At 56.3% G+C, this 20,199-nt stretch carries 22 protein-coding genes; 6 read left to right on the forward strand and 16 right to left on the reverse strand.

The genetic code is table 11. From position 1 onward, the window contains the following. The first annotated feature begins 3 nt into the window (after positions 1-3). Positions 4-384 carry a hypothetical protein gene (locus ACOZ32_RS05380; protein ID WP_135829501.1) on the forward strand — a complete coding sequence of 127 codons (381 nt, stop codon included), beginning with the start codon at positions 4-6 and terminating at the stop codon, positions 382-384. Between the two features lie 70 nt (positions 385-454). Here ACOZ32_RS05380 and ACOZ32_RS05385 read toward each other — a convergent pair whose 3' ends face one another. From ACOZ32_RS05385 to ACOZ32_RS05405, 5 genes are all read right to left on the reverse strand, one after another. Next, positions 455-1,261 carry a nucleotidyl transferase AbiEii/AbiGii toxin family protein gene (locus ACOZ32_RS05385; RefSeq protein ID WP_424335040.1) on the reverse strand — a complete coding sequence of 269 codons (807 nt, stop codon included), beginning with the start codon at positions 1,259-1,261 and terminating at the stop codon, positions 455-457. Continuing rightward, positions 1,258-2,091, reverse strand: coding sequence for a type IV toxin-antitoxin system AbiEi family antitoxin domain-containing protein (locus tag ACOZ32_RS05390; RefSeq protein WP_135829503.1), 834 nt, complete (start codon positions 2,089-2,091; stop codon positions 1,258-1,260). Before ACOZ32_RS05390 ends, ACOZ32_RS05385 begins: the two co-directional genes overlap by 4 nt. Positions 2,092-2,252: 161 nt before the next feature. Then, positions 2,253-3,158 (reverse strand): ADP-ribosylglycohydrolase family protein, encoded by a 906-nt coding sequence (locus tag ACOZ32_RS05395; protein WP_135829504.1) that lies wholly within the window; start codon positions 3,156-3,158, stop codon positions 2,253-2,255. A gap of 42 nt (positions 3,159-3,200) precedes the next feature. Beyond that, a complete protein-coding gene (locus ACOZ32_RS05400) occupies positions 3,201-3,470 on the reverse strand; it encodes a hypothetical protein (RefSeq protein ID WP_135829505.1) in 270 nt (89 codons plus the stop codon). Positions 3,471-3,524: 54 nt separating this feature from the next. Continuing rightward, positions 3,525-3,881, reverse strand: coding sequence for a hypothetical protein (locus tag ACOZ32_RS05405; protein ID WP_424335041.1), 357 nt, complete (start codon positions 3,879-3,881; stop codon positions 3,525-3,527). Between the two features lie 111 nt (positions 3,882-3,992). On the opposite strand from ACOZ32_RS05405, the gene ACOZ32_RS05410 reads away from it, so the two are divergent. Continuing rightward, the gene (locus ACOZ32_RS05410) at positions 3,993-4,856 is read left to right on the forward strand and encodes a CBS domain-containing protein (RefSeq protein ID WP_135829507.1); all 864 of its coding nucleotides are present in this window, start codon (positions 3,993-3,995) and stop codon (positions 4,854-4,856) included. A 48-nt stretch (positions 4,857-4,904) separates the two neighbouring features. Here the strand turns inward: ACOZ32_RS05410 and ACOZ32_RS05415 are convergent, their stop codons facing one another. From ACOZ32_RS05415 to ACOZ32_RS05430, 4 genes are all read right to left on the reverse strand, one after another. Then, positions 4,905-5,429, reverse strand: coding sequence for a hypothetical protein (locus ACOZ32_RS05415; protein ID WP_135829508.1), 525 nt, complete (start codon positions 5,427-5,429; stop codon positions 4,905-4,907). 71 nt (positions 5,430-5,500) lie between these two features. Beyond that, on the reverse strand, positions 5,501-5,836 hold the full coding sequence (locus ACOZ32_RS05420) for a hypothetical protein (protein WP_135829509.1): 336 nt from the start codon (positions 5,834-5,836) through the stop codon (positions 5,501-5,503). Between the two features lie 144 nt (positions 5,837-5,980). Next, positions 5,981-7,009 carry an HNH endonuclease gene (locus tag ACOZ32_RS05425; RefSeq protein WP_424335042.1) on the reverse strand — a complete coding sequence of 343 codons (1,029 nt, stop codon included), beginning with the start codon at positions 7,007-7,009 and terminating at the stop codon, positions 5,981-5,983. Between the two features lie 232 nt (positions 7,010-7,241). Beyond that, the gene (locus ACOZ32_RS05430; protein WP_424335043.1) at positions 7,242-7,793 is read right to left on the reverse strand and encodes a hypothetical protein; all 552 of its coding nucleotides are present in this window, start codon (positions 7,791-7,793) and stop codon (positions 7,242-7,244) included. Between the two features lie 70 nt (positions 7,794-7,863). Here ACOZ32_RS05430 and ACOZ32_RS05435 point away from each other — a divergent pair, with 70 nt between their 5' ends. After that, the gene (locus ACOZ32_RS05435) at positions 7,864-9,198 is read left to right on the forward strand and encodes an IS4-like element ISH32 family transposase (RefSeq protein WP_424335044.1); all 1,335 of its coding nucleotides are present in this window, start codon (positions 7,864-7,866) and stop codon (positions 9,196-9,198) included. A 200-nt stretch (positions 9,199-9,398) separates the two neighbouring features. On the opposite strand, the gene ACOZ32_RS05440 is transcribed toward ACOZ32_RS05435, so the two are convergent. The 5 genes from ACOZ32_RS05440 to ACOZ32_RS05460 all read right to left on the reverse strand — a co-directional run bounded on the left by ACOZ32_RS05440 (position 9,399) and on the right by ACOZ32_RS05460 (position 13,115). Next, a complete protein-coding gene (locus ACOZ32_RS05440) occupies positions 9,399-9,539 on the reverse strand; it encodes a hypothetical protein (RefSeq protein WP_424335264.1) in 141 nt (46 codons plus the stop codon). Beyond that, the gene (locus ACOZ32_RS05445; protein ID WP_424335045.1) at positions 9,539-10,471 is read right to left on the reverse strand and encodes a hypothetical protein; all 933 of its coding nucleotides are present in this window, start codon (positions 10,469-10,471) and stop codon (positions 9,539-9,541) included. Before ACOZ32_RS05445 ends, ACOZ32_RS05440 begins: the two co-directional genes overlap by 1 nt. Further along, positions 10,468-11,316 carry a hypothetical protein gene (locus ACOZ32_RS05450; protein ID WP_424335046.1) on the reverse strand — a complete coding sequence of 283 codons (849 nt, stop codon included), beginning with the start codon at positions 11,314-11,316 and terminating at the stop codon, positions 10,468-10,470. Before ACOZ32_RS05450 ends, ACOZ32_RS05445 begins: the two co-directional genes overlap by 4 nt. Before the next feature lie 297 nt (positions 11,317-11,613). Then, a complete protein-coding gene (locus ACOZ32_RS05455) occupies positions 11,614-12,585 on the reverse strand; it encodes a hypothetical protein (protein ID WP_424335047.1) in 972 nt (323 codons plus the stop codon). Further along, positions 12,582-13,115 (reverse strand): hypothetical protein, encoded by a 534-nt coding sequence (locus ACOZ32_RS05460; RefSeq protein WP_424335048.1) that lies wholly within the window; start codon positions 13,113-13,115, stop codon positions 12,582-12,584. The genes ACOZ32_RS05455 and ACOZ32_RS05460 overlap by 4 nt, the downstream gene beginning before the upstream one ends. Before the next feature lie 477 nt (positions 13,116-13,592). On the opposite strand from ACOZ32_RS05460, the gene ACOZ32_RS05465 reads away from it, so the two are divergent. Beyond that, on the forward strand, positions 13,593-13,751 hold the full coding sequence (locus ACOZ32_RS05465) for a hypothetical protein (RefSeq protein WP_424335049.1): 159 nt from the start codon (positions 13,593-13,595) through the stop codon (positions 13,749-13,751). Here the strand turns inward: ACOZ32_RS05465 and ACOZ32_RS05470 are convergent. Continuing rightward, positions 13,726-15,000: an IS4 family transposase gene (locus tag ACOZ32_RS05470; RefSeq protein WP_151147453.1), complete on the reverse strand. Its 1,275-nt coding sequence runs from the start codon at positions 14,998-15,000 to the stop codon at positions 13,726-13,728. The two genes, ACOZ32_RS05465 and ACOZ32_RS05470, sit on opposite strands and share 26 nt — an antisense overlap. Before the next feature lie 125 nt (positions 15,001-15,125). On the opposite strand from ACOZ32_RS05470, the gene ACOZ32_RS05475 reads away from it, so the two are divergent. Next, positions 15,126-15,548, forward strand: a complete 423-nt coding sequence (locus ACOZ32_RS05475) for a TATA-box-binding protein (RefSeq protein WP_424335050.1) — start codon at positions 15,126-15,128, stop codon at positions 15,546-15,548. A 130-nt stretch (positions 15,549-15,678) separates the two neighbouring features. Further along, entirely contained in the window at positions 15,679-19,554 is a 3,876-nt protein-coding gene (locus tag ACOZ32_RS05480; protein WP_424335051.1) for an Eco57I restriction-modification methylase domain-containing protein, read from the forward strand. A 5-nt stretch (positions 19,555-19,559) separates the two neighbouring features. On the opposite strand, the gene ACOZ32_RS05485 is transcribed toward ACOZ32_RS05480, so the two are convergent. Beyond that, positions 19,560-20,102: a transcription factor gene (locus tag ACOZ32_RS05485; protein WP_424335052.1), complete on the reverse strand. Its 543-nt coding sequence runs from the start codon at positions 20,100-20,102 to the stop codon at positions 19,560-19,562. Positions 20,103-20,199 lie beyond the last annotated feature (97 nt).

Here is a 20,199-nt window from a genome sequence, read left to right on the forward strand (position 1 = left end):
TCAATGCCCCAAATATTCGATTTCTACTGTACGAACTCGGACTGTGACTTCAAGATGCCGTCCGGCTGGGGGTACTACATGTACGCGATTGCGGATGACGACGAACGCGTCCACTGTCCACATCCCGGGGAAATAGGGCGAGCGAGAGAAGTGATCGGCGAGGACGCATCCCAAGAAGAGATTGACCGTCGCACCGGGTTCAACACGTACTGCTTCTGCATCCACTGTGAAACCCAGGTAGATCTGGACTTGGATAGAGATGAGAAAGCGTGTCCTGAGTGCCGGTCGAACGCGGTCAAGACCATTGATGAACTCGTCGACGAACAATGCCCTGTCTGTGAAGCTGGAACGGTTATCGCCGAAGACACCGGCGCAATAGCATAGCAGAACGGTACGACGTGACCGAAAGCCAACGCACCCGGGCACTCGGTCCTGCCGTTGCCCACTTCCAGAACTAGCGTTGCTGCTCGTCTACTAGCGAATCGACGTAGTCTTCGAGTGTGTCATACACGGTGCCGAACTCGGCGAGGTCTGCAACCAAATCAGGAAGCGTATTCTGCCAACCGTCACGAATCTCGTCCCGTTTCTCTCCAGGAAGCCCGTCCCGAAGGTCAATGTCTAGCCCGTCGTGGTCGCACTTCCGCATGAATGCCGGAAGAATAACCGAGTCATCAACGTCAGCCTCCGTAAGCATCCGATACAGGTCGTAGTAGTCACGCGCCTGTGACCGCTGATAGAGTGCTCGTAACTTCTCCGCGAAGATTTCTTCCAAGCTGTACGCGGTCAGCTCGAATTCCGGGACATCCTGGTAACCGTGGCGATGGTCCACCGAAGCAAACGCCACGTATTCATCGATCATCACGTCCAGACTCGTCGTGTTCTTGTGACCGAGCACAGCGTCGTACTGAATATCAATATCGACGTAGTGCGTCGGATACGCTTCTTTCTGCAGTTCGCGGTGTTTGGTCACCTCGAAGTCGATATCGGAGGCGATGGTCGCGTCTTCCAATGCGCGTTGCAACCCCGCTTCGCTCCCGTGATACTCTCCCTCGACACCGAAATCGAGGTCTTCCGAGTAGCGCCACGTCTCCGGGAAGTACAACTTGCTGAGCGCAGTGCCGCCCTTGAACAGCAGGTTGTCACCGTAGGGACTCGTGTAGATCGCCCACAGAATCCACGAATTGACGTAGTTCTTCTCCGCGTAGCCGAGTCGAACATCCAGCTCTCTGGCCAGCCGTCGGAGTTGCGCTTCGGAAATCATGAGAAGTCACCAGGAAGGAGCGATTCGGGGTCAACATTTAGGCGGAGTTGGTACGTGCTGTCCCGGGTTCCCGTCGCTTCTCTCGTCGGATCGAGCAGTGGGTACCCGGTCGTGAAGCTCTCGACGAGGTCCTGGTACTCCGGAAGGTCGATGTCCAACTGGTCGGCGAGATACACGAGTCGTTTGGTTGCGGCACCATTCCCAACCCGCCGCAGGTACTCAACGACGCGTTCCCACGAACAGCGTGTGTCGACGGCGTTCTGCATTGCCTTCGCAAGCTCGCTGATACCCCCGCAGAACTCCGGATGGTCGGCGCAATCGACCAGCGTCTTTTCGATACTCGACAGATTCACCTGGTTCGACCCGACCGCAGTCGGTTGATACCCGAAGAACTTCTGCTCAGTAACCGTCACCGGACGGTACGTGACCCCGTGGATTTCACGCTCCTGGGCGCGCTCTGTCGTCACGACATACACTGTGCGAGACATCTGCTCGGTCAGCCCGTGGTGATTCAACGCACTCCAGTACCCGATATACATCGGCTCCACAAGTGCTGACGCGATCACGAACTCGTGCTCGGTATACACGGCGTTCTCACCGGCAGAGAGCGGGAGAATCAGATACTTCCCGTGCGCGATCCGCTCAAGCCACCCTTTCTCCTTGAGGGCATACGCCATGTCCTTTGCCGACTTCCGCGGAATGTCAAGCGCGTCCGCGATGTCACTAATACTGATGACCTGCCGGTTCTCGCTTGCGAGCCGTGACAGTGCCCGCGACTCACGCGTCGACAGGCTCTTCCGTTGAGTCTCTTCGTCGTTTGTTGACTCCATAGCCGCTCAGCGTACATAGAGTCTAAATCCTCTCTCGGTATAAAGGTAGTCGTTGAGAGTCATTTTGATGAAAGTCGTCTCCACAGCCGCTCATAATACATAGACTCTAAATATGTCTTCGACACCGACACAAAACAGGAGTGTTCCTTCCGTCACCTGTATCATACCGCCGCGAGTTGCTCCGCCAGCAATTCGAGTTCGTCAGTCTCATCGATAGCAGCAAGCCACCGATCCGGAAGCTGTGACGCTCCAAACCGCGCGCCAGCGACTGCGCCAGCAATCGCCCCAATCGTATCGGTATCACCGCCACGATTGACCGCCGTCACAATCGCGTCCTCAGCACTGTCCGCGATGAGGCCATCGTGGAGTGCCGTCTGTAGTGAATGCACGACGTACCCTGACGTTTCCAGCGTGGAGGGTGAGTCACCACGAGCGAGTGGTTCGAGCGCCGCCACAAGCTCACCAGGCGCGTCTGCACCGACGGAATCGAGCGCATCCTGCAACGGCGCGTCCGCGTCGTCGAGGAGGCCAGCCACTGTGAGATTCAGGACAGCGCAGCCTTCAGTACACCGCGGGTCAGCGTGCGTAATCTGTGAGGACTGCCGGCTCACTTCGGCGAGTCGATCCCACTCCGTCGCGTACGGGATGGCGAGCGGCGGACACCGCATCACACTCCCGTTCCCCGCATTCTGCCCTTCCGGACTGTTCTCCCACACGTGCTGACCCGCCTTGTTCCACGCGTCGCCGCGTTTGAGCCGGGTGAGCGACCGCCTCGTCATTCCTCCAATATCGAACGGGCCACTGTCGTACCACGCGACAAACCGGTCAGCGATATCCGCCGGCTCGAACGCTTGGTGTTCGACGAGACTTCGAGCAATACACAGCGCCTGTTCGGTGTCGTCCGTGATCGTCCCAGCCGGTTGGTTCCACGTGCCGTGCCCCACCATCTCGTCAAGCCGTCCGTGCTCAGCGGAGATCTCCGACGCAGACGTAAACTCGACTGGCCGGCCAAGCGCATCCCCAGACGCTAATCCAAGTAACGCACCACGCGCCCGATCCAAATCCATACGTCATCAACGACTACCGCTGCGAAAAATGTAGGGTCGCAGTCACTCGCTAGGTTTCGTTCCGGTACGGAGGTTCTCCCGGTACTCAGCCCACGCCCGGTACATTTCGATCCGTTCCTCTTCCGTCATCGTGTCGTGCTCGTCCGCGTCGTAGAACGGGAGTTCGTCCTTCTCGGGCATCGCTATCACTCGTCCGAGCGGGTACAGTTGCTCGTAATAGTGTTCCAGCACCCAGTCTTCGCCGTGTTCGTCGACGGCTTGCTGGATGTACGTGGCGGCTTCGGGATACTCGTCGGCGAGTGTCTTAGTCATTGAGAGTCGTGTACTGCTGGCGCTGTTTGCGTCAGTACGTCCAAGTGTTGATGGTCAGGCGTCGGTAAACTCGGCGAGTGAGTGATTTGCGCTGGTACTGTTCCACTTGCCGATCTGGATGAACTCGAACGTGTCTACGGGGTCGTCAAGCTCGTTGGCGAGCCGGGTCTGAACTGCAGTGGAGAGACTGTCGACGGGAATTGCGGTGAGCGCGTGCTGAGTGAGGAAGTAACTGGTTGCAAGACTCGTTGGGGCGACGACGATGACGTCCGAGCCATCGACGTCGTCGAGCGCGAGTTGGGCATCTCGGTACTGGAGCACTGTCGCATCCAGGTCGCCGACGGGGAAGAGGCAGCCCGCAGCACCGTACTCGATACTCGCCCCCGCCGACTCAAAATGCCCATTGGGCATAATCAAATAGAAATATATGCCTTACAGGTATTAACTTTGTGGTGGGTTGGTACCTCGCCCCTTCACTATCGCACCCTCATTTTGACTACCCTCGGCGTCCCACCGGGCAATATGCCCCGCGACCTCTACGACTGCACCGCAGCTGAACTCGCCACCCACTCCGTCGAACACCTCCAACACGACACGCCACCACGCACCGCCGCCGAGTGGCTCGCCGAGAACGGCTACGACGCCGCCCCGGTCTACGCGAACGACGACCCAATCGGATTTATCCACGAAGATGACGTCACAACCGACGACGACGGCAACACCCTCGACGACCACCTCACCCCGCTGACCATCGGCCACATGATCAGCGGCGACACCTCATTCACCGACGTCCTGTCCGCACTCATCGAGCAACCAGTCTATTTCCTCGGCGGCCACAACAACGTCACCGGCATCCTCACCCGCGCCGATCTCAACACCGCCCCAGTACGCATCTACCTCTTCGACCGCATCACCTACCTCGAAGAACACCTCCGCGAGCTCATCCTCGACAAGAAACCAGACTGGAAAACCACGCCCGTCACCGCAGACGAACTCGACGACATCGAAGACCGGTACGAAGACGCACAAGCCGCCAACGTCGCGTTAGACGAGATCCACTACGCACAATTCTCCACGCTCGAAACCATCGTCACCAGCGTCGAAGCCTGCTGGCAAACCTGCGACTTCTCTACGAAAGGCGGTGCAGACTCCCGTCTCCACGAAGTCACCGACCTCCGCAACGACGTCGCGCACGCCAACCTCCTCGTCGAGAACACAGATAGTAACGAGTTCCTCAGCGACGGCCGTACCACAGAAAACCTGTATGACACTCTCGACACCATCCACGATGTCCTTTCGAACCTTCAAGACGCAGGATACGATCCAGGAGCGACGAAACCACGGGACGAAACCTCTCTAACACCTCCAAGTTCATCCGTTGAGTAACTACATATCACGCGATATTCTGTACACCAGCAGCCCTCAACCGTTGGCCTACGCGATATCGTTCTCTTCTCGATACCGCTGATAGTACGCTTTCTCCACCGTTCGGAGACCGAACCCTCCCGGATTCCGGTCATGCAACTCCGAGAGCAGCTTTGGATAATCCGTCACCCGCATCTGCCGATCTTCACCGAAGAACAAATCCACCATGTATCGATCCCCCACAGCGTACCGCTCAGGGTCATAGAACGTAAGCACGACTGTCGCTGTCGCATACCCAATTCCAGGAATCGAGGACAACGTCTTGAGTTGCACCTCTGGATCGTCAACCAACAAGGCAGCCTCGCTTACCCGGCGCACAAACTCACCGGGAACCAAATTCACTCGTTCAATATTCCCGCTTCGACGCCCCGCTTGGTTATCCAATTTCCACGTGACTACATCACGAAGCTGTCCTTGCGTAATGTACTCCTGTGCTTGTAGCGCTTCATGGAGCGTCTGTTCAATCTCGTGGAGTTCCTCATCGTAACTTTCGTCGTATGATTTCGCCCACTCCCGGATCTCGGCCGTATCCATACCACCCGTTTCCAACGCTACAGTAATATGTCTCATTCACAACCCACCGTCACTCCGCAAGCACCACCTAGTTATTCACTTCCTTCAATGACCTCAATCTCAACCTCATGAAAAGTCGTCCCATCGATGTAGGCGACAGGTTCGATGTATGTGACTTCAGCCTCGCCACCATTCTCTCGAATCTGGTCACGGATGTGGTAGGCTCGACCGAGAGCTTCTGCTTCCGTGTCACCAGGATACGTACCTCGGGCAACGGAGCCGGTCTTTGGTAACTCACCGGTCGTATTACCGATGGAAAGAGCGACTATCTCTTGACTGTCTTCGAGCAACTCAGCCATCCTGGATACGCGTTTGTCTTTAGGTAATTTGTCGAGGTTCTCCGCTTCCGGAAACGGTATTTCGCTCATTTAGGGTCTACACTCCGGTGTGATTCTCACATATTCCGTCAAGCAGCACCGGCACATTGATTGCTCGTAATTAGAGCACCTGTATCAATAAAAACAGGTGATACATCCCAGTCCGGTCGAGTCTCCGACTAGCTCGTATTTCAGTTACAGCCCTTGCTCTACCTCTTGTAGCGCATCAATTGCGTGCTGCAGATGCACGCGCAGCTCGTCATCTGCACCGTTCTCACTCACCGCTTGATCAGTACCCTCCACGCTCTCATTCGAGGGCTCCGATTCGGGAGTCGTCTCAGTCGCACCCCACGTTTCAGTTCGGCCCACCGAGTCTGTGTCCTGTTCGGGGGCTGCGTCAAGCCGCTGCTGTTCATCACCGTCGTCCTCTCCTGTGTCGGTCGTGGCGGGACTGCGTTCCGACCGGTCGCTGTCGGTCGTCGGCCGTCCCCCGCGGTTGAACGCGGCAAACGGGAAGTCGTACGCACAGGCTCGCTTCTGCTTGTTGAACGTCGTCCGACGCGAGACATCGAACACGTTGATGACGTCGTTGCGATCACACCCGCGGTCGAGTGCCTGTCGGACTTTCTCGTCCTCCATACGCTGGAGCAACAACTGCGGGTCATCTGGGATGTGCCCACGAGCGGAGTTCTCGATCTGCTCGGTGAGCCCCCATTCCCCGGTCTCGACGTCCTTATCGACGATCTGCCGGTCGCGGGCTTCGACCAAGTTGTCGAGCCCCATCAGCACCCACAACCGCTCACGAACCGCTGACACCGTCAAGTCAGTCGGCACTCCGGACGCAATATCACCCGTTCGCGCCGGACCCGCATCTGCTAAGAACCGCAGGATCTCGATGTCCTGCGGAAGCAACACACTCTGGTCTTCCTCAGTGATCTCTACCGGCGCGTCGTCAGGCGTGCTCTGTTGATGGAACCAGCTGTGGCACGACCGACACAGCAACGTCAGGTTCTCCATATCATGCTCACCAATCCCGTCCGGGTCGCGTTCGATATGGTGGACATGCAGCGTCGCTAACCCGCCTTTCTCCGGTCCGCGTCGCCCGCAGACCTGGCAACGATGGGCGTACTCGTCAAGCACCGCTTCCCGCGTCTTCGGATCAACTGTCTCGTGGCACTCCTCAGGCGTCAACCGCTCCGTTCGTTCACCGCTCGATTCGCTCATCCTCGGCGCGTCGTCGTGATCGTGTGACTCTGTTTCTGTCATTCGCTGATTTCCAGTGGTCGGTTCTGCAGCTGTTCACACCGGGGAACGGGAAGTCGTGGAGTATCGCTTCAATTCGCAGCCCGTCGTACCCGCGTCGCCGCCGCGTACCGCTCACAGCAAATCCGGCGGCACCACCCAGTCACGAACCAACCTGCCGCGAACCCCGCGTCGGACTCGATCCACCTGCATCTCAGATCGACCTCGTCGGCGTCAGCGACTTCACTTTGAACTCGAATTTCGAACAGTACCGCTCCGCAACGCGGCCGAGCGCCCGTGTCCGCAGCACATCCGCCACGTTATGCAACACGAGCTCCGCAAACCGCCCGTCCTCGAACGCCGCCACAGCCTCTGCACTATCGTCGAACGGGTCGAGATCACCGTATGAACCGTCGCACAACACGTCGTACGCCGTCACGAGATCACCCTGCTCGGTCCCATCAACGGTCGTGTTGAACCGGTCAGTGACGAGCGGCATCACGTCTGCGTACGGCACGTCGACGAACGGCCATGCTAAATCACGCTGCGCGTACCGCGTTCGCAGGAACGGTACGTCGAACCCGCCATTCCACCGCTCTCCATTGTACGCGACGAGCAGCATGTCATCACGGATCCGCTCCGCAACGAACTCAGACACTGCGGCCAGCAACTCGCTTTCAGACGCATGCGCAGACACTCGCACGAGCGTCTCCGACACCTCAGACTCAACAGCCGATTCAATCCCCGGCGCGTCCCGCTCGCCCATCCGTTCTAGTTTAGCAGAGTGTACCGTCGTCTGATTAGATATCGTTGTAACTACCAGTCAGAGAAATCCGGTGGATAGTGTGACTTACTCCCCACCGGATTCAGTGATTGTTGATCGGATTCAAAGAGCGTTTCCCTCCGATGAGTTGCGCGAGCGCGCTCGCGCAACGAATCTCGTCGAGCGTGAACGGAAATTCGACGCTGTTGCGCTGTTCTACACGCTTTCACTTGGCTTCGCTGCTGGGTCAGACCGATCTGTACAGGCTTTTCTCGAACGATTCGTCGAAATGTCCGACTGCGATGAACTCTCCTATGCAACCTTCCACGGGTGGTTCTCTCCACCGTTCGTTGCACTCCTTCGAGAGATTCTCGATGATGCCATCGAGAGTCTCGATACCAGAAATGCCGACCTTAGCGGACGTCTCGAACGCTTTCGAGACGTCCTCATTGCCGATGGGAGCATTGTTTCTCTCTATCAAGACGCCGCGGATGTGTACGCTGCGACCGGTGACGATCAGGCCGGTCTGAAACTTCACCTAACAGAATCACTCTCAACTGGCCTTCCAACACGGTACCGAACAACTGACGCTAAAACCCAAGAACGGAGCCAGCTACCCACCGGCGAGTGGGTAGCTGGCGCACTTGTCTTGCTCGATCTCGGTTTCTACGACTTCTGGTTGTTCGACCGCATCGACCAGAATAACGGCTGGTTCGTCTCCCGTGTGAAAGACGACGCAAACTTCGAGATCGTCGAAGAGCTCCGGACGTGGCGGGGGAACAGTATCCCGCTCGAAGGAGAGTCGCTGCAGGACGTCCTTGACGACCTGCAGCGACAGGAAATCGATGTTCGCATCACCCTCTCGTTCGAGCGAAAGCGAGGGTCGTGCACCAGCACGACCCGAACGTTCCGACTGGTCGGTGTTTGGAACGAGGATACTGAAGAGTACCATCTCTATTTGACAAATCTCTCGAAAGACGACTATAGTGCGCCCGATATCGCACAGCTCTATCGGGCGCGCTGGGAAATAGAATTATTGTTCAAAGAACTGAAATCACGCTTCGGACTTGACGAAATCAACACGACCGATCCGTACATCATCGAAGCTCTGGTCATCATGGCCGCAATCTCACTGCTGATGAGCCGTGTTATCGTCGATGAACTCCGGAAACTGGACGTGAAACAACGGGAAAGCGCCGACGACGCCACAGCGTCGTCGCCGCAACTTCCTCGTCGACGATGTTCTCACGCTGTCGAACGCCATTCACACCTGATTCAGTTGTACGTGATGCTCGATTTAGGGTACGAACTTCCGGATTTAGATGAGTTGTTGCTGTGGGCTTCACGTGATCCAAATCCGCATCGACCGCGGTTACGTGAGCAGGTTGAGTCAGGCGAGTTCTGGTAACGAACTCGCCTGACGACCGGGGAAGCACCTGTGTCGATAGCGGCAGCGCTGGAACGGCGACGCACTCACGGCTGTGAGTGCGCCGCCTCGAAGGTATCACACAACAAATCAGCGACTGCCTGCTCCAGCGAACCCAGTCTCCTGAGCTAATCCGCCTCAATTCGGTATAGTCTCCGCTGAGATCCTGCTTCACTCCGTCACTAAACTAGAACAGATGCCCGCTCGCCAGTCTGCACGAACACGCGGACGCCCATCGGCACCGCAAACCCGACCGTCGTCACCTCGTCATCAACGTTGAACCCAGTCGTCTCGATATCGAACGCCACTTGCTCCAACACCATCACACACCACCTCCGTCCGACGCGGCCGCCGCACGCTCCGGCACCCGGTCCGCACCGCTCGGGCGCAGCCGAAACTCCCCGAACCCGAACCGAGAATGCGTTCCAACCCGCGTCACACCGTTCTTCGCCGTTCGCACCGCGTCATCTCCGACGTACTCGACGACCTGCCCGTGATCAACCGTCGCCACAGCGTACGACTCCTCACCATTAACGAGGCGTGTCTCCCGGCGACGCAACCCGCCAGACGGCACATCCCACCACCACGGCACCGACTGTGAATCCGCGTTCGGAGCCTCACTCGCTAGCACGTACGGCGTCACCAGCTCCAACTGCAACTCGTCAGCCCCTCGCACTCCAGCGTAATCCAACGCATCGAGATCTACGAGTTGTGTCTCCACCACGGACACCTTTCCGAACCCGTAATTCCGCGTCCCACCAACACGAATCCCGTCCAGTACATCCTCCGCGACCGGTACGACACCACCACGCCCGGCGTGCAAGTAGCAGTGCAGGAACCACGACACTGACCGGCGGTGATCTCGCATCTCCGCTGGCCGCCCGAACCAACACGAATCGTCGAACGCAACACGGCCACCATGAGTTTGCAACGGGTGTAGGTTATGCGCATCCCGCGGCCGTGAATCCAGAAGCCACCGCTGCGCCGCGTCCCGAAACACGAACAAGTCCTCGTACGACTCCACGTCCGGCAACGACAACCCGAGCTTCCCTGCATACCCATCCTGCGACGCGCCTGCCGGGTACTCACCGTACTCACCCGGGAGAAACACGCCGTGACTCACATGCAGCGCCCCACGCGTCGCAGCACCGACACGCCGCGCCACCGCATTGAACACGGCGTTCCCCGACACGAAATACGGATGCCCGTAGTACGGCGACTCCAACTCGAAGAGGACCTGTTGGAGCCGCGTCACCGACCCTCACCCCCACCTCGACAGCCACGGCGACCATGCCCAGCGCACTGCGCCGGTACGAACGCCGCGACGTAGTCCTCGATAAACTGTAGCGCCACCGACCACGAACGGATCCGCCGCAACTGCGAATCCAGCACGCGCCACCGACGTGACCCACCCACGTCAAACGGGCGCGCCGGGAGCCGCGCCCACGTATCTGCGAACGACCGCGCCGGCACATCACCCAACCGCGCTGCCGGCCGATCCCCCGGCTCCCCAGTCACAGCCAACGATACCCCACCCGTCGAGAGTACTGTTCGATGCGGTGTTACAGACTCCGCGTCCGCAGCTTCAACTGCCAGGAACAAGTCGCCGAACTCGTGACCGTTCCGGTAATTATCCAACAGCACCGCCGCCAGGAGCGTGTGGTACTTCACTGACGTATACGGGTAGTACGGCGACTCACTGAACCCAGCCGGCAGCGTCGCCGACACCCACGTCGCGTGCAACTGCTCAGCGTCATCGGCCACGAGCAACTCGTCCAGCGATTCACCCGACTCACTCGAAACGACCTCCCCAGTCAGCAACGACATACGCCGCCACGACGCGTACGCATCCACCGTCTGCTCCGGATCACCACGCGGCCGACTCAACAACGCCGCATCCCCGTCCGCCCCGTCCGGCACCGGCTCATTCACCCGCACACCGCCAATCGAATCCACTGCATGGCTATGCGTCCGCGCCCGCAGCTTATGCACATCATGCCGATACGCCGCCACCAACGGGTCCACCGCATCGGCATCAACCTCCCCCTCAGAATCGGCGATCGCATCACGCATCCCAATCACCTGCCCGGCCAGCGTCATCATCGTCGTCGTCCGTCGACGTATCCGCCTCTTGTTCCTGGGCTGTGCGGAGCCCCGTCGACGGCTCCATCAACTCATCGAGACCATCAGTGTCGGAATTACCAGTCGCTGATGACCCGTCAGTCGCAGCACCCGCCTCTCCACCGCCAGACGCAACAATCGACTCCTCCGATGCCGTCCGTTCTTGAGCAGTCCGCAGACCAGTCGCTGGCTCGGCTAGTTTATCCAGCTCCGCACCATCCTGATCCACATTCCCCGGATCATCATCACCAGCATCCCGGTCGTCACGCCCACCAGTCATGCCGAACCACCCGCTGACCCATCATCACCAGGGAAAGGCACGTCACCATCACGCTGCGCAACCCGCGCCTGCAACGCCCTCACGAACTCCGGCCGACACTCCGACCGCCACAACTTATCCTTCTCCTCCATCGCCGATGTCGTCGCCTGCGCCCGATTGAACACACGCCGCACCTCCTGCTCAGTGTACAACGGATTGATCACCCACACGTCAGCAATCCCAGCGCCGAAATTCCGTGCACCGCCGACTTGAAACCCATACTGGTCACTGTGCGCGTCAAGGAACGACACGGCTTCCAACAACAGCCCGACGAACTCCGGCTTCAACTCCCGGAGCGTCAACTTCCACGTTCCCTCAACGTTCCCAAGCACATCCCGATCCGCCTGGCGGAGCGGCTGCCCACCGTCTTCCTCGTTCCGAGACCGCACCTGATTCGAGATTTGACGGTAGTGCGCCTCCGCCTCCCCGTCAAGAACGTCCACGTTCCTGCGGATCGGGGAGAACGTCACAGGCCGGCGCAGCAATTTCCCCGGCTGCGCACCGAATCCGCCGAACAAGTCGTAGACGACGCACCCATCATCGTATTCATCCAGACAAGTTCCCTTCTCATGGTACCCGGACTCCAAGTCACGCTCGTACGTCTCCGCACGCATGTAGTCCGCATTCGGTTCACCAGGGTGGCACGCCGTCGCCCCTGCAATCTGGACAACTTCCTCACACCCGTGCCGCAGCCAGCCTGACAGGGTGAACGGGCTTATCTGTCCTTCAATCTGATTCATCGGATCATCCGACTCATACCGATCCGCCGACGCATGGTGCCGATCCGTGACGATCCCATCACCAGGAGACAGCAGGTCGATTTCGAGGCCAATGTACACGTCCGGCAGCAGCATCTCCTCCACCGACCGCGGCACGTCCAGCTCGACATCGAGGTGCGAATCAACGAGCGCCGACTCACCTGACGTCATCGCTCACCACCCCAGAACATCCCGCGGACCACATTGCCGTCTGGATGACTCGCACGACGCCGCGCCTCTCCCGAGGACACCTTCGCCTGCGTCTCGGACGTTTCTGGTTCCTCAACGTCCAACGCATCATTCACCGGCGACCCACCATCGGGGATCTTCCGCACCGACTTCGTCGCCGCCGCACTCACTCCCACCACTTCGGGATCCAACAGCACCGGCCACGACGACTGCGTCGCCCCGTCCGAGCACACCCCGATGCGACCCTCGACAAGCAATTCCCGCACACCAAGCGTGTACTCCGTGGGAAGCTCATGACCCTCGTCACCACACACCACGTAACCGACCTGAAACATCACCTCACCAGCCGGCCGAAACACGTACACAACAACCGCATCACCCTCACGAAGAGAAGAGCCGTACACTTGACACGTCGCGGCCCCTTCCCCGAGCGAAATTTTTTCCAGTTTGTTTATTTCTTCAATTAACTCTCGATCCGTGCCTTCTTGTCGATCTGGGGTTGAATCTTCCATTGGGGTTACCTCGGATTATCAGGAAGCCCCGCCCGCGTGCACCACCACGCGGGTATCCTCTACGCTGGATCTCCCGTTGGGCCGGGCCTCCTTATCCAATGCATTAGCCTGCATTGGTAAAAGCGTTACCATTGCATTAGGATGCATTGGGTGCAAGAGATTAAACCCCTTCTACAGGTAGATGCAATGGACGGAGTAATGCCCAAAGATCGAGATGAGGAGACGGGGAAATACACCGAGCGGTATACTCGGGAGAATTTTCTCTCTGCCTTAGAATCATTAGGGGGATCAGCAGGTACTCAGGAAGTAGCCGACGAAGTTGATTGTGCCTACAGAACTGCTCATGCGAAACTTTCTGAGCTGGAGGAAGAGGGAAGACTCACCTCTCGAAAGGTTGGGAACGCTAAGCTATGGGAACTAGATTCTTCTGAAGATGGATAGCCCCGATTTTTCTTTGACCTCACGGTGGGGTGAGCGATGGTGAAAGTCGTGAATATGGTCGGTTCAGGCTCCCTTGATCTTGAGATTGACCTTGAAACACTCTCTGAAGAAATCGGTCAACCTCGGGCTCGATATGACCCTGATAAGTATCCTGGCCATTCGTCTTTAGCTAAGACTCACACCTCGGTTGTGTAGCGGTAGCGAGCGTCTCTTGTAAGATCGGTCGTTGTTGATGGATCTTCTGAGCATCCTCGATGAGCCGCTCCAGCAACGGTGGTGGTGAGTAGCCGAGGTACTCACCGAGTTCGTGGAGAACAAGCTGGGCGTGCGACCGGAAGGTCGCCGCCCAGCGTTCCGGTGGAAACACAATCTCGTCGTCAGCCTGCTCGGTGACCAGATCCAACAACTCACGGCTCACTAGCAGCGACAGCAACGCCGCATACAGCAAAATCTCCACCACAACAGGGTTGCTCGTGTCGAACTCATCTAGTTCGTATTGCGTCTTCAACTCACGAAACAGCGTTTCTACCTCCCATCGACACCGATACAGCGTCCCTAGATCTGCTGGGAGAAACTCTTCTCTCGGTAGATTTGTGATATACAGATGGTAGTCGTCGGCGTCCTCGTCCCGGACGCCGACGACGCGGAACCGCTTCGTGTCTAGCGACCGTGTTCCCTCGTACTGACCCCGCTTGAACTCCGCTTCGACCTCTACGTCAATGTACTCCCGCGAGAGATCACCGACCACGTCGTGGATCTTCTCTCCTTCCAAGGGAATGGCGCGCCCGCGCCATTCCCGTAGTTCCTCTGTTATCACCGGATTCGCGTTCTGCTTCAACCGGCTCACGAAGTAGCCGTCGTTCTCGTCGATCAGCGCAAAGCGGCGGTACTTGAAGTACGCTAGGTCGAACAAAACCAGCCGTCCATGCAGCCACGATCCCGTCTTGAACAGCGTGCTGTCGTGCGCTTTTTCATCGGTCACATCGATCCGTTCAATCGTCTGGTCGGTGGCATTGTGGAGCAGGTGGAGCTTCGCTCCAGCCTGCTCCTCGTGGCGAGCTTGGAACTCGTCGGAAAGGAACTCGTGCAACCGCAACACCGTTCCATCAGCGATCATCACGTCCCTGAATCGGTTGATATCACCGTCAACAGCGTCGGGAACAGCGACCTCGTCGAGACCACGCTCGACGAGGTCGCGGAGATACTCTGCAAGTGACGGTGTCAACCGGTGATAGAAGCCACCGGGAGAGATCGTCTCATCGGCTGTAGAGTTGTAGCTACGTCTAAATCCAGCGAGTGTTCGGCTCTCGCCTGCGGCGAAGCCGAACACAAGCGCCCACACGAGGACGGGAATCTGAAGCTTCCCCTCCCGTTCGACCACGCCGAGTTCCTCGGCGTGCTCTTCAAGGAACTCAGAGGGAAACAGTGTAGTGAGACGACGCAAGATTCTCGATGAGGAGGTCTCGTTGTACACACTCGACACCTCCTCATTCCTTCCGAAAAGTAGCCTCGATAAGCCGCTGCTGTCACGCGGTTCTTCGCTTAGCTAAAGACGGATGGTATCCTGGCATGTATCTTCGATTTGAGGAAGATGGCCCGCTGATTACCGTATACAGGACTGGCAAATACATCATTACCGGACCGACTTCAGAGGAGGAATTGTTCGACCTTCGGGAACGGTTTCTGAAGTTCCTGTCCGATATGGACGTTATTGAAAACGCGACTGACGAGTGGTTCTCCGTTCAAAACTACGTATGTACTGAGGATCTCGGCCAGACTCTGAATCTTAATGCGCTCGCTATCGGATTGGGACTGGAACAGACAGAGTACGAACCCGAACAGTTCCCAGGCCTTATTTATCGCCCTGAAGGACACGACGGAGTAGTTCTGCTCTTTGCTTCCGGCCGCGTCGTGATTACCGGCTGTCGGAGTGTGGATGCGGCAGAAGAGATATTCACCGCCCTGAAGGACGATTTGGCGGAGTTTGTTTGAATCGGGTAAGTTACATTCTCATAGGTGATGTCTCCCCCGGCCAAATCAACATTTAAGTCGGGGGAAGGAGCAAGGTGCTGTATGTCCATTTGGCTCGTCCAATCGAACCCCTCCACCAGACTCAATATCCATGACTGACGAGCAAACCAAAGAGATTCGGCAGCGTTTAGACGAGGACCTCTCTCTAGATGAATTCGAACGCGATTACCGCTCCACCGGAGAGGCGGCAACCCAGTTCTTCCAGGACCTCTTCGTTCAGGTGCTCAATTTCGAAGAAACGACCTCACCACTGGGTGACGCAACCTGGCAGGACATCCCTGTTCACGAGTGGCCGAATACAGCTCGGGCGAATGCTGCCCGGCTCTTCGCCGAATCAGGAAACTTCCGCGTAATCTACGTCGAACTGGAGAAGCTGACCCGGACAGCCGAACGGAATGCTATCCAGAGCCTCACACGGTCAGACCGAACGAGCGGGTGGGCTATTGACGGCTCCTTCCTGACTGTATTCCACGCCCCTGACGAGGACGTCTGGCACCTCGTCACACCCTACGAGGAAGGCACGGACGACATCACGACTGGCCGTCCTGTTCTGCGCCGGTACACCCTCGGGGAAGGCGAGACCCACCGCACCGTTGCAAATGCGCTTTCGAGTATGGATGCCAGCAAAGGGCGGCTGGCAGAACGCATCGATGAGGCGTTCCGAGTTAAGCCTGTCACTGAGGATTTCTACGAGAACTACAAGAGCGCCTTCGACACGCTCAGTGAGGAACTTCGCCGTAAGGGACTGGAGATTGAGGACGCCGACCGGTACGCACACACGATGCTAAACCGGTTGATGTTCTTCTACTATCTCCAGAAGAAGGGCTGGATTGGTGACCGGAAGGACTTCATCCGATGGTTCCACCAGCAGTACGAGGAGTCCAACGAGGAAGACGTGTTCCACGAGAAGTGGCTCTCGGCGCTGTTCTTCGAGGGTATGAACAGCCCGGAAGGCGGAGAGATCGATGCTGACCTCCCCTCCGAAGTCGAGACGGCTGTTGCTGAGCTCCCGTACATGAACGGTGGACTCTTCCAGCCGACTGAGGAGGACGGACGCGACACGTTCCTATCAGATTCTGCGCTGAAGTCGGTGATCAAAGAGTTCCTCGAACAGTATAACTTCACCGTCACCGAAGAGAGCCCCTACGATATCGACGTCGCCGTCGATCCCGCGATGCTCGGGAAGATCTACGAGTCTCTGATTGCTGAGCAGGAACGCGGCGAAGCTGGGATCTTCTACACGCCTCGTGTTGAGGTGGATCTGATGTGCCGGATGGCACTGTACGAGCAGTTCTGTGACCATGCAAACGATCTCGATGCCGAAGGAAAACAGCAGATTGTCGAGTTTATCTTCAGTGAGCCACAGGACTGGGATGCGGAGAGCAGCGGGAAAACAGAGCAACTGGAGGGTATCCTCCACGAACTGCGTATCGTTGACCCCGCCTGTGGTAGTGGTGCGTTCCTAGTGGGAATGAAGCAAGTGGTTACCGAACTTTACCGAAAGCTCGGTACGACTCCGGATTACCACCTCAAAGAGCAGATCATCAACGAGAATCTGTATGGCGTCGATGTCAAGGACTGGGCGGTTCGGGTTGCTGAGTTCCGTCTTTGGCTTTCGCTCGTTGAGGGCGAGGAGCAACTCCCCGACCAGCGGCCAGTGCTTCCAAATTTCTCCTTCAAGCTTAAGGTTGGCGACAGCCTGATTCAGAAGCTCGATGGAGAGTTTGTTTCCCTAGATACCCTCACGCGAACGCTAGATGGGGATACTGGCGACCTCCTTACTGAACTGAAAGAGCTGAAGCGCGAACACTTCGAAGGAGAGGCCGATCGGACACAGGAGATCGAAGAGAAGCAGGTGGAACTTCTCAAGAATCACATCGACGGTCTCATCGACAACCTATCTAAAGACGGTTCTCAGCAGACCCTCTTTGGGGACACAAAGGACGATCAAGTTGATGACGACGTCGAGGAGCGGATTGAAGAGCTCAAGGAGACTCGCGACGCGATTGACGAGGCCGGGGCTACTGGGTTCTTCATGTGGGACATCGACTTCTCCGACGTAATGGTAGAAGGTGGGTTCGACATTGTGATCGGTAATCCACCATACGTCCGTCAAGAGGACATCATCGACCAGGGGATTCACCCAGAACGCCTTGATGAGATGGAAGATAGTGAGGTCAAGGATCTGAGGAACCAGTATAAAAACGACCTTGTAGAGTATGTACAGAAGACATTTGACATCAAGCCATACAAAAGAAGCGACATATACATATATTTCTACTTCAAGGGAATCGATCTGCTGCGGGAGAACGGAACTCTGTCATTCATCACCTCGAACTCTTGGCTTGATATCGGCTACGGGAAGCGGCTCCACGAAGGTTTGCTCAAACTAACCGATCTTTCGTACATTCTCGGCAATACCAGTGAGAAATCCTTCGAGGACGCTGATGTCAACACGTACATTACAGTTGCGAATCGGAAGTCTCAGGAGGTATTGAACGAGAATACTCGCTTCGTCCGGTTCAATCGCGGCTTCTTCGACTATGATTATGCAACTGAATTCGGAGATTTCTTGGTTTCCCCCGAGGAGTCGGCGGAAACTGTTCCGCTGGACGAAGAAACCATGCAAGTCAGTACAAGTGACGGAATACGGGTTGCGTCAATTCCACATGAGAGTCTGTGGAGGTTAGGTGGAGGAAGTACGAAGGAGATCGACACCGAGGAAACTGAACAGGTCTTCTCAGAAGAAGTGGGTCTTGTGAGTAACCAGTCTTCGCTTGAATCGTATGAGGACAGTGGATGCCTCCCCACCGGTTCTTATGAGGATGGAATCTGGGGCCGGTTTATTGAGGCACCGACGCTCTATTTCACTATTTGGCGGGACTCTGGAAGTAAATTTGCCACTCTCGGGAGCCTCGTAAGTGATGAGCAGGGACTTAAACGTGGCACCACAAGCGGTGCAAACAAATTCTTCTTCGTCCCTCGTCCGGGGAACAGCAATAATACGTTCGAGTCTTCTGTGGAGGAATCTAGCGGAGATCTCAGGCTACACCATACTGATTCAGGAGAAGACTACTATATCGAAAAGGAATACTGGATGAGGGATGCCGATGAGGTCCCCGACCGCTTTATTGAGGACTTTGACTACATCTATGAAGGAGATAGCCGAAGACTGGTTCCTAACCTGATTCTAGTAAAGAATCGGGAGATCAAACAAAGTCCGATCGAGCCAAGCCACTTGAACTCTGTTCATCTCCAGATTGAAGGAGGGAAGTCCGAGTTACAAAACGAGCAAGTAATCGAATATGTTAACCTTGGAGAAGAACCAATCTGGGGTAGAACGAATAAACCACTTCCGGACCGACCTACACTAAGTGGTTCTCCTTGGTATGAGCAGTCAGATTGTGATCGCCCGTTCTTACTACTGAATAGAACATTCAACGCTAATTTCCAATTCCATTACAACCCCTGTCTGTTTGAGGTAGCAGATAACTTCTTCTACCTTCCAAAGCCAGAGTTTGTGTCACCAGAGTACCTAGCTGGTTACATGAATACAACATTAGGTTGGTTCATGACCGAGGTGACCGCTCGTGCTTGGACAAATACTCTGAGGATGGATAAGTTCGAGTATCAACAGATGCCAATACTGAATGCTTCAGATGGGATTGAGGAGGGCATCAAAGAGACACTCGAACAAGTGATGAGCCGCGATATTGGCAATGTTTTTGAGGAGCTGCAGGCTTATTCCCCGGATGATTTCGATTTAGATGAGATGAAGCAAGATCGGAGATCCCTTGACGAGCCTTTCCTTGATGAGATCGGTCTTACCTCTGTAGAGGAGAAAAGCGAGTTCTACCAAGAAATGGTTCGCATGGTCCGGGATAGACTGATGAGGCAACCTGAAGAAAATCCATCACTCTGTGAGACTATCGCACAACACAATCCCCAGTATGACTATTCCAGATAAGCAGTTCAACTGATCGCTCTAATCTCCTTTTTCAAGGACTCGAAAGCAGCTTCTGCACACCCTTGTTCGGTGGTGCCCAGAACTAGTACCTTCCCGCTCGAAAACACAAGGAGCGTAACAGTTTGGTTTGCTGGTCGATACACTACGCCCGGGAATTGCTCGGGTTCGTACTCCGTGAATTCTAGACCAAGGTGAATCGTGAGTGCTTCCAGATTCACACTCTGCTGAACCTCGTCCATGAATACAGCTGTCTTCTCTTCAAATTCAGCGTCCTCAATATCGAATCCAATCTCAGATAATATTCCAAGAAATTGACCGATCCAGTCGTTCAGATCGTCATGATCAGATGCTCCTCGGACTTGAAACGCTCCTGTACGATAAATACTAAATGCTGGGCTTTCACTTCCGAATTTCACGGTTACTATCCCAGCACTCTGGAAGTTCGTCTCCAAGATATCGCCGACTTCATCTTTCAAACCTGTAACGAGGGGATCCAAGTTGATTTCTCTGCCTAAGGAGCCGCTTCCCATGATACTCACGATCTCCATTTGTTTGGTACTACTGGTGAATCACTCAGTAGTGCGATGAAACATTTTTCATGTGGCTTGTTCCAGTGTAGTGTATGTTTCCGCAAATCTCCTTCAC

The sequence above is a fragment of the Halobacterium sp. MBLA0001 genome (genome assembly GCF_049705385.1).
Lineage (GTDB): Archaea > Halobacteriota > Halobacteria > Halobacteriales > Halobacteriaceae > Halobacterium > Halobacterium salinarum.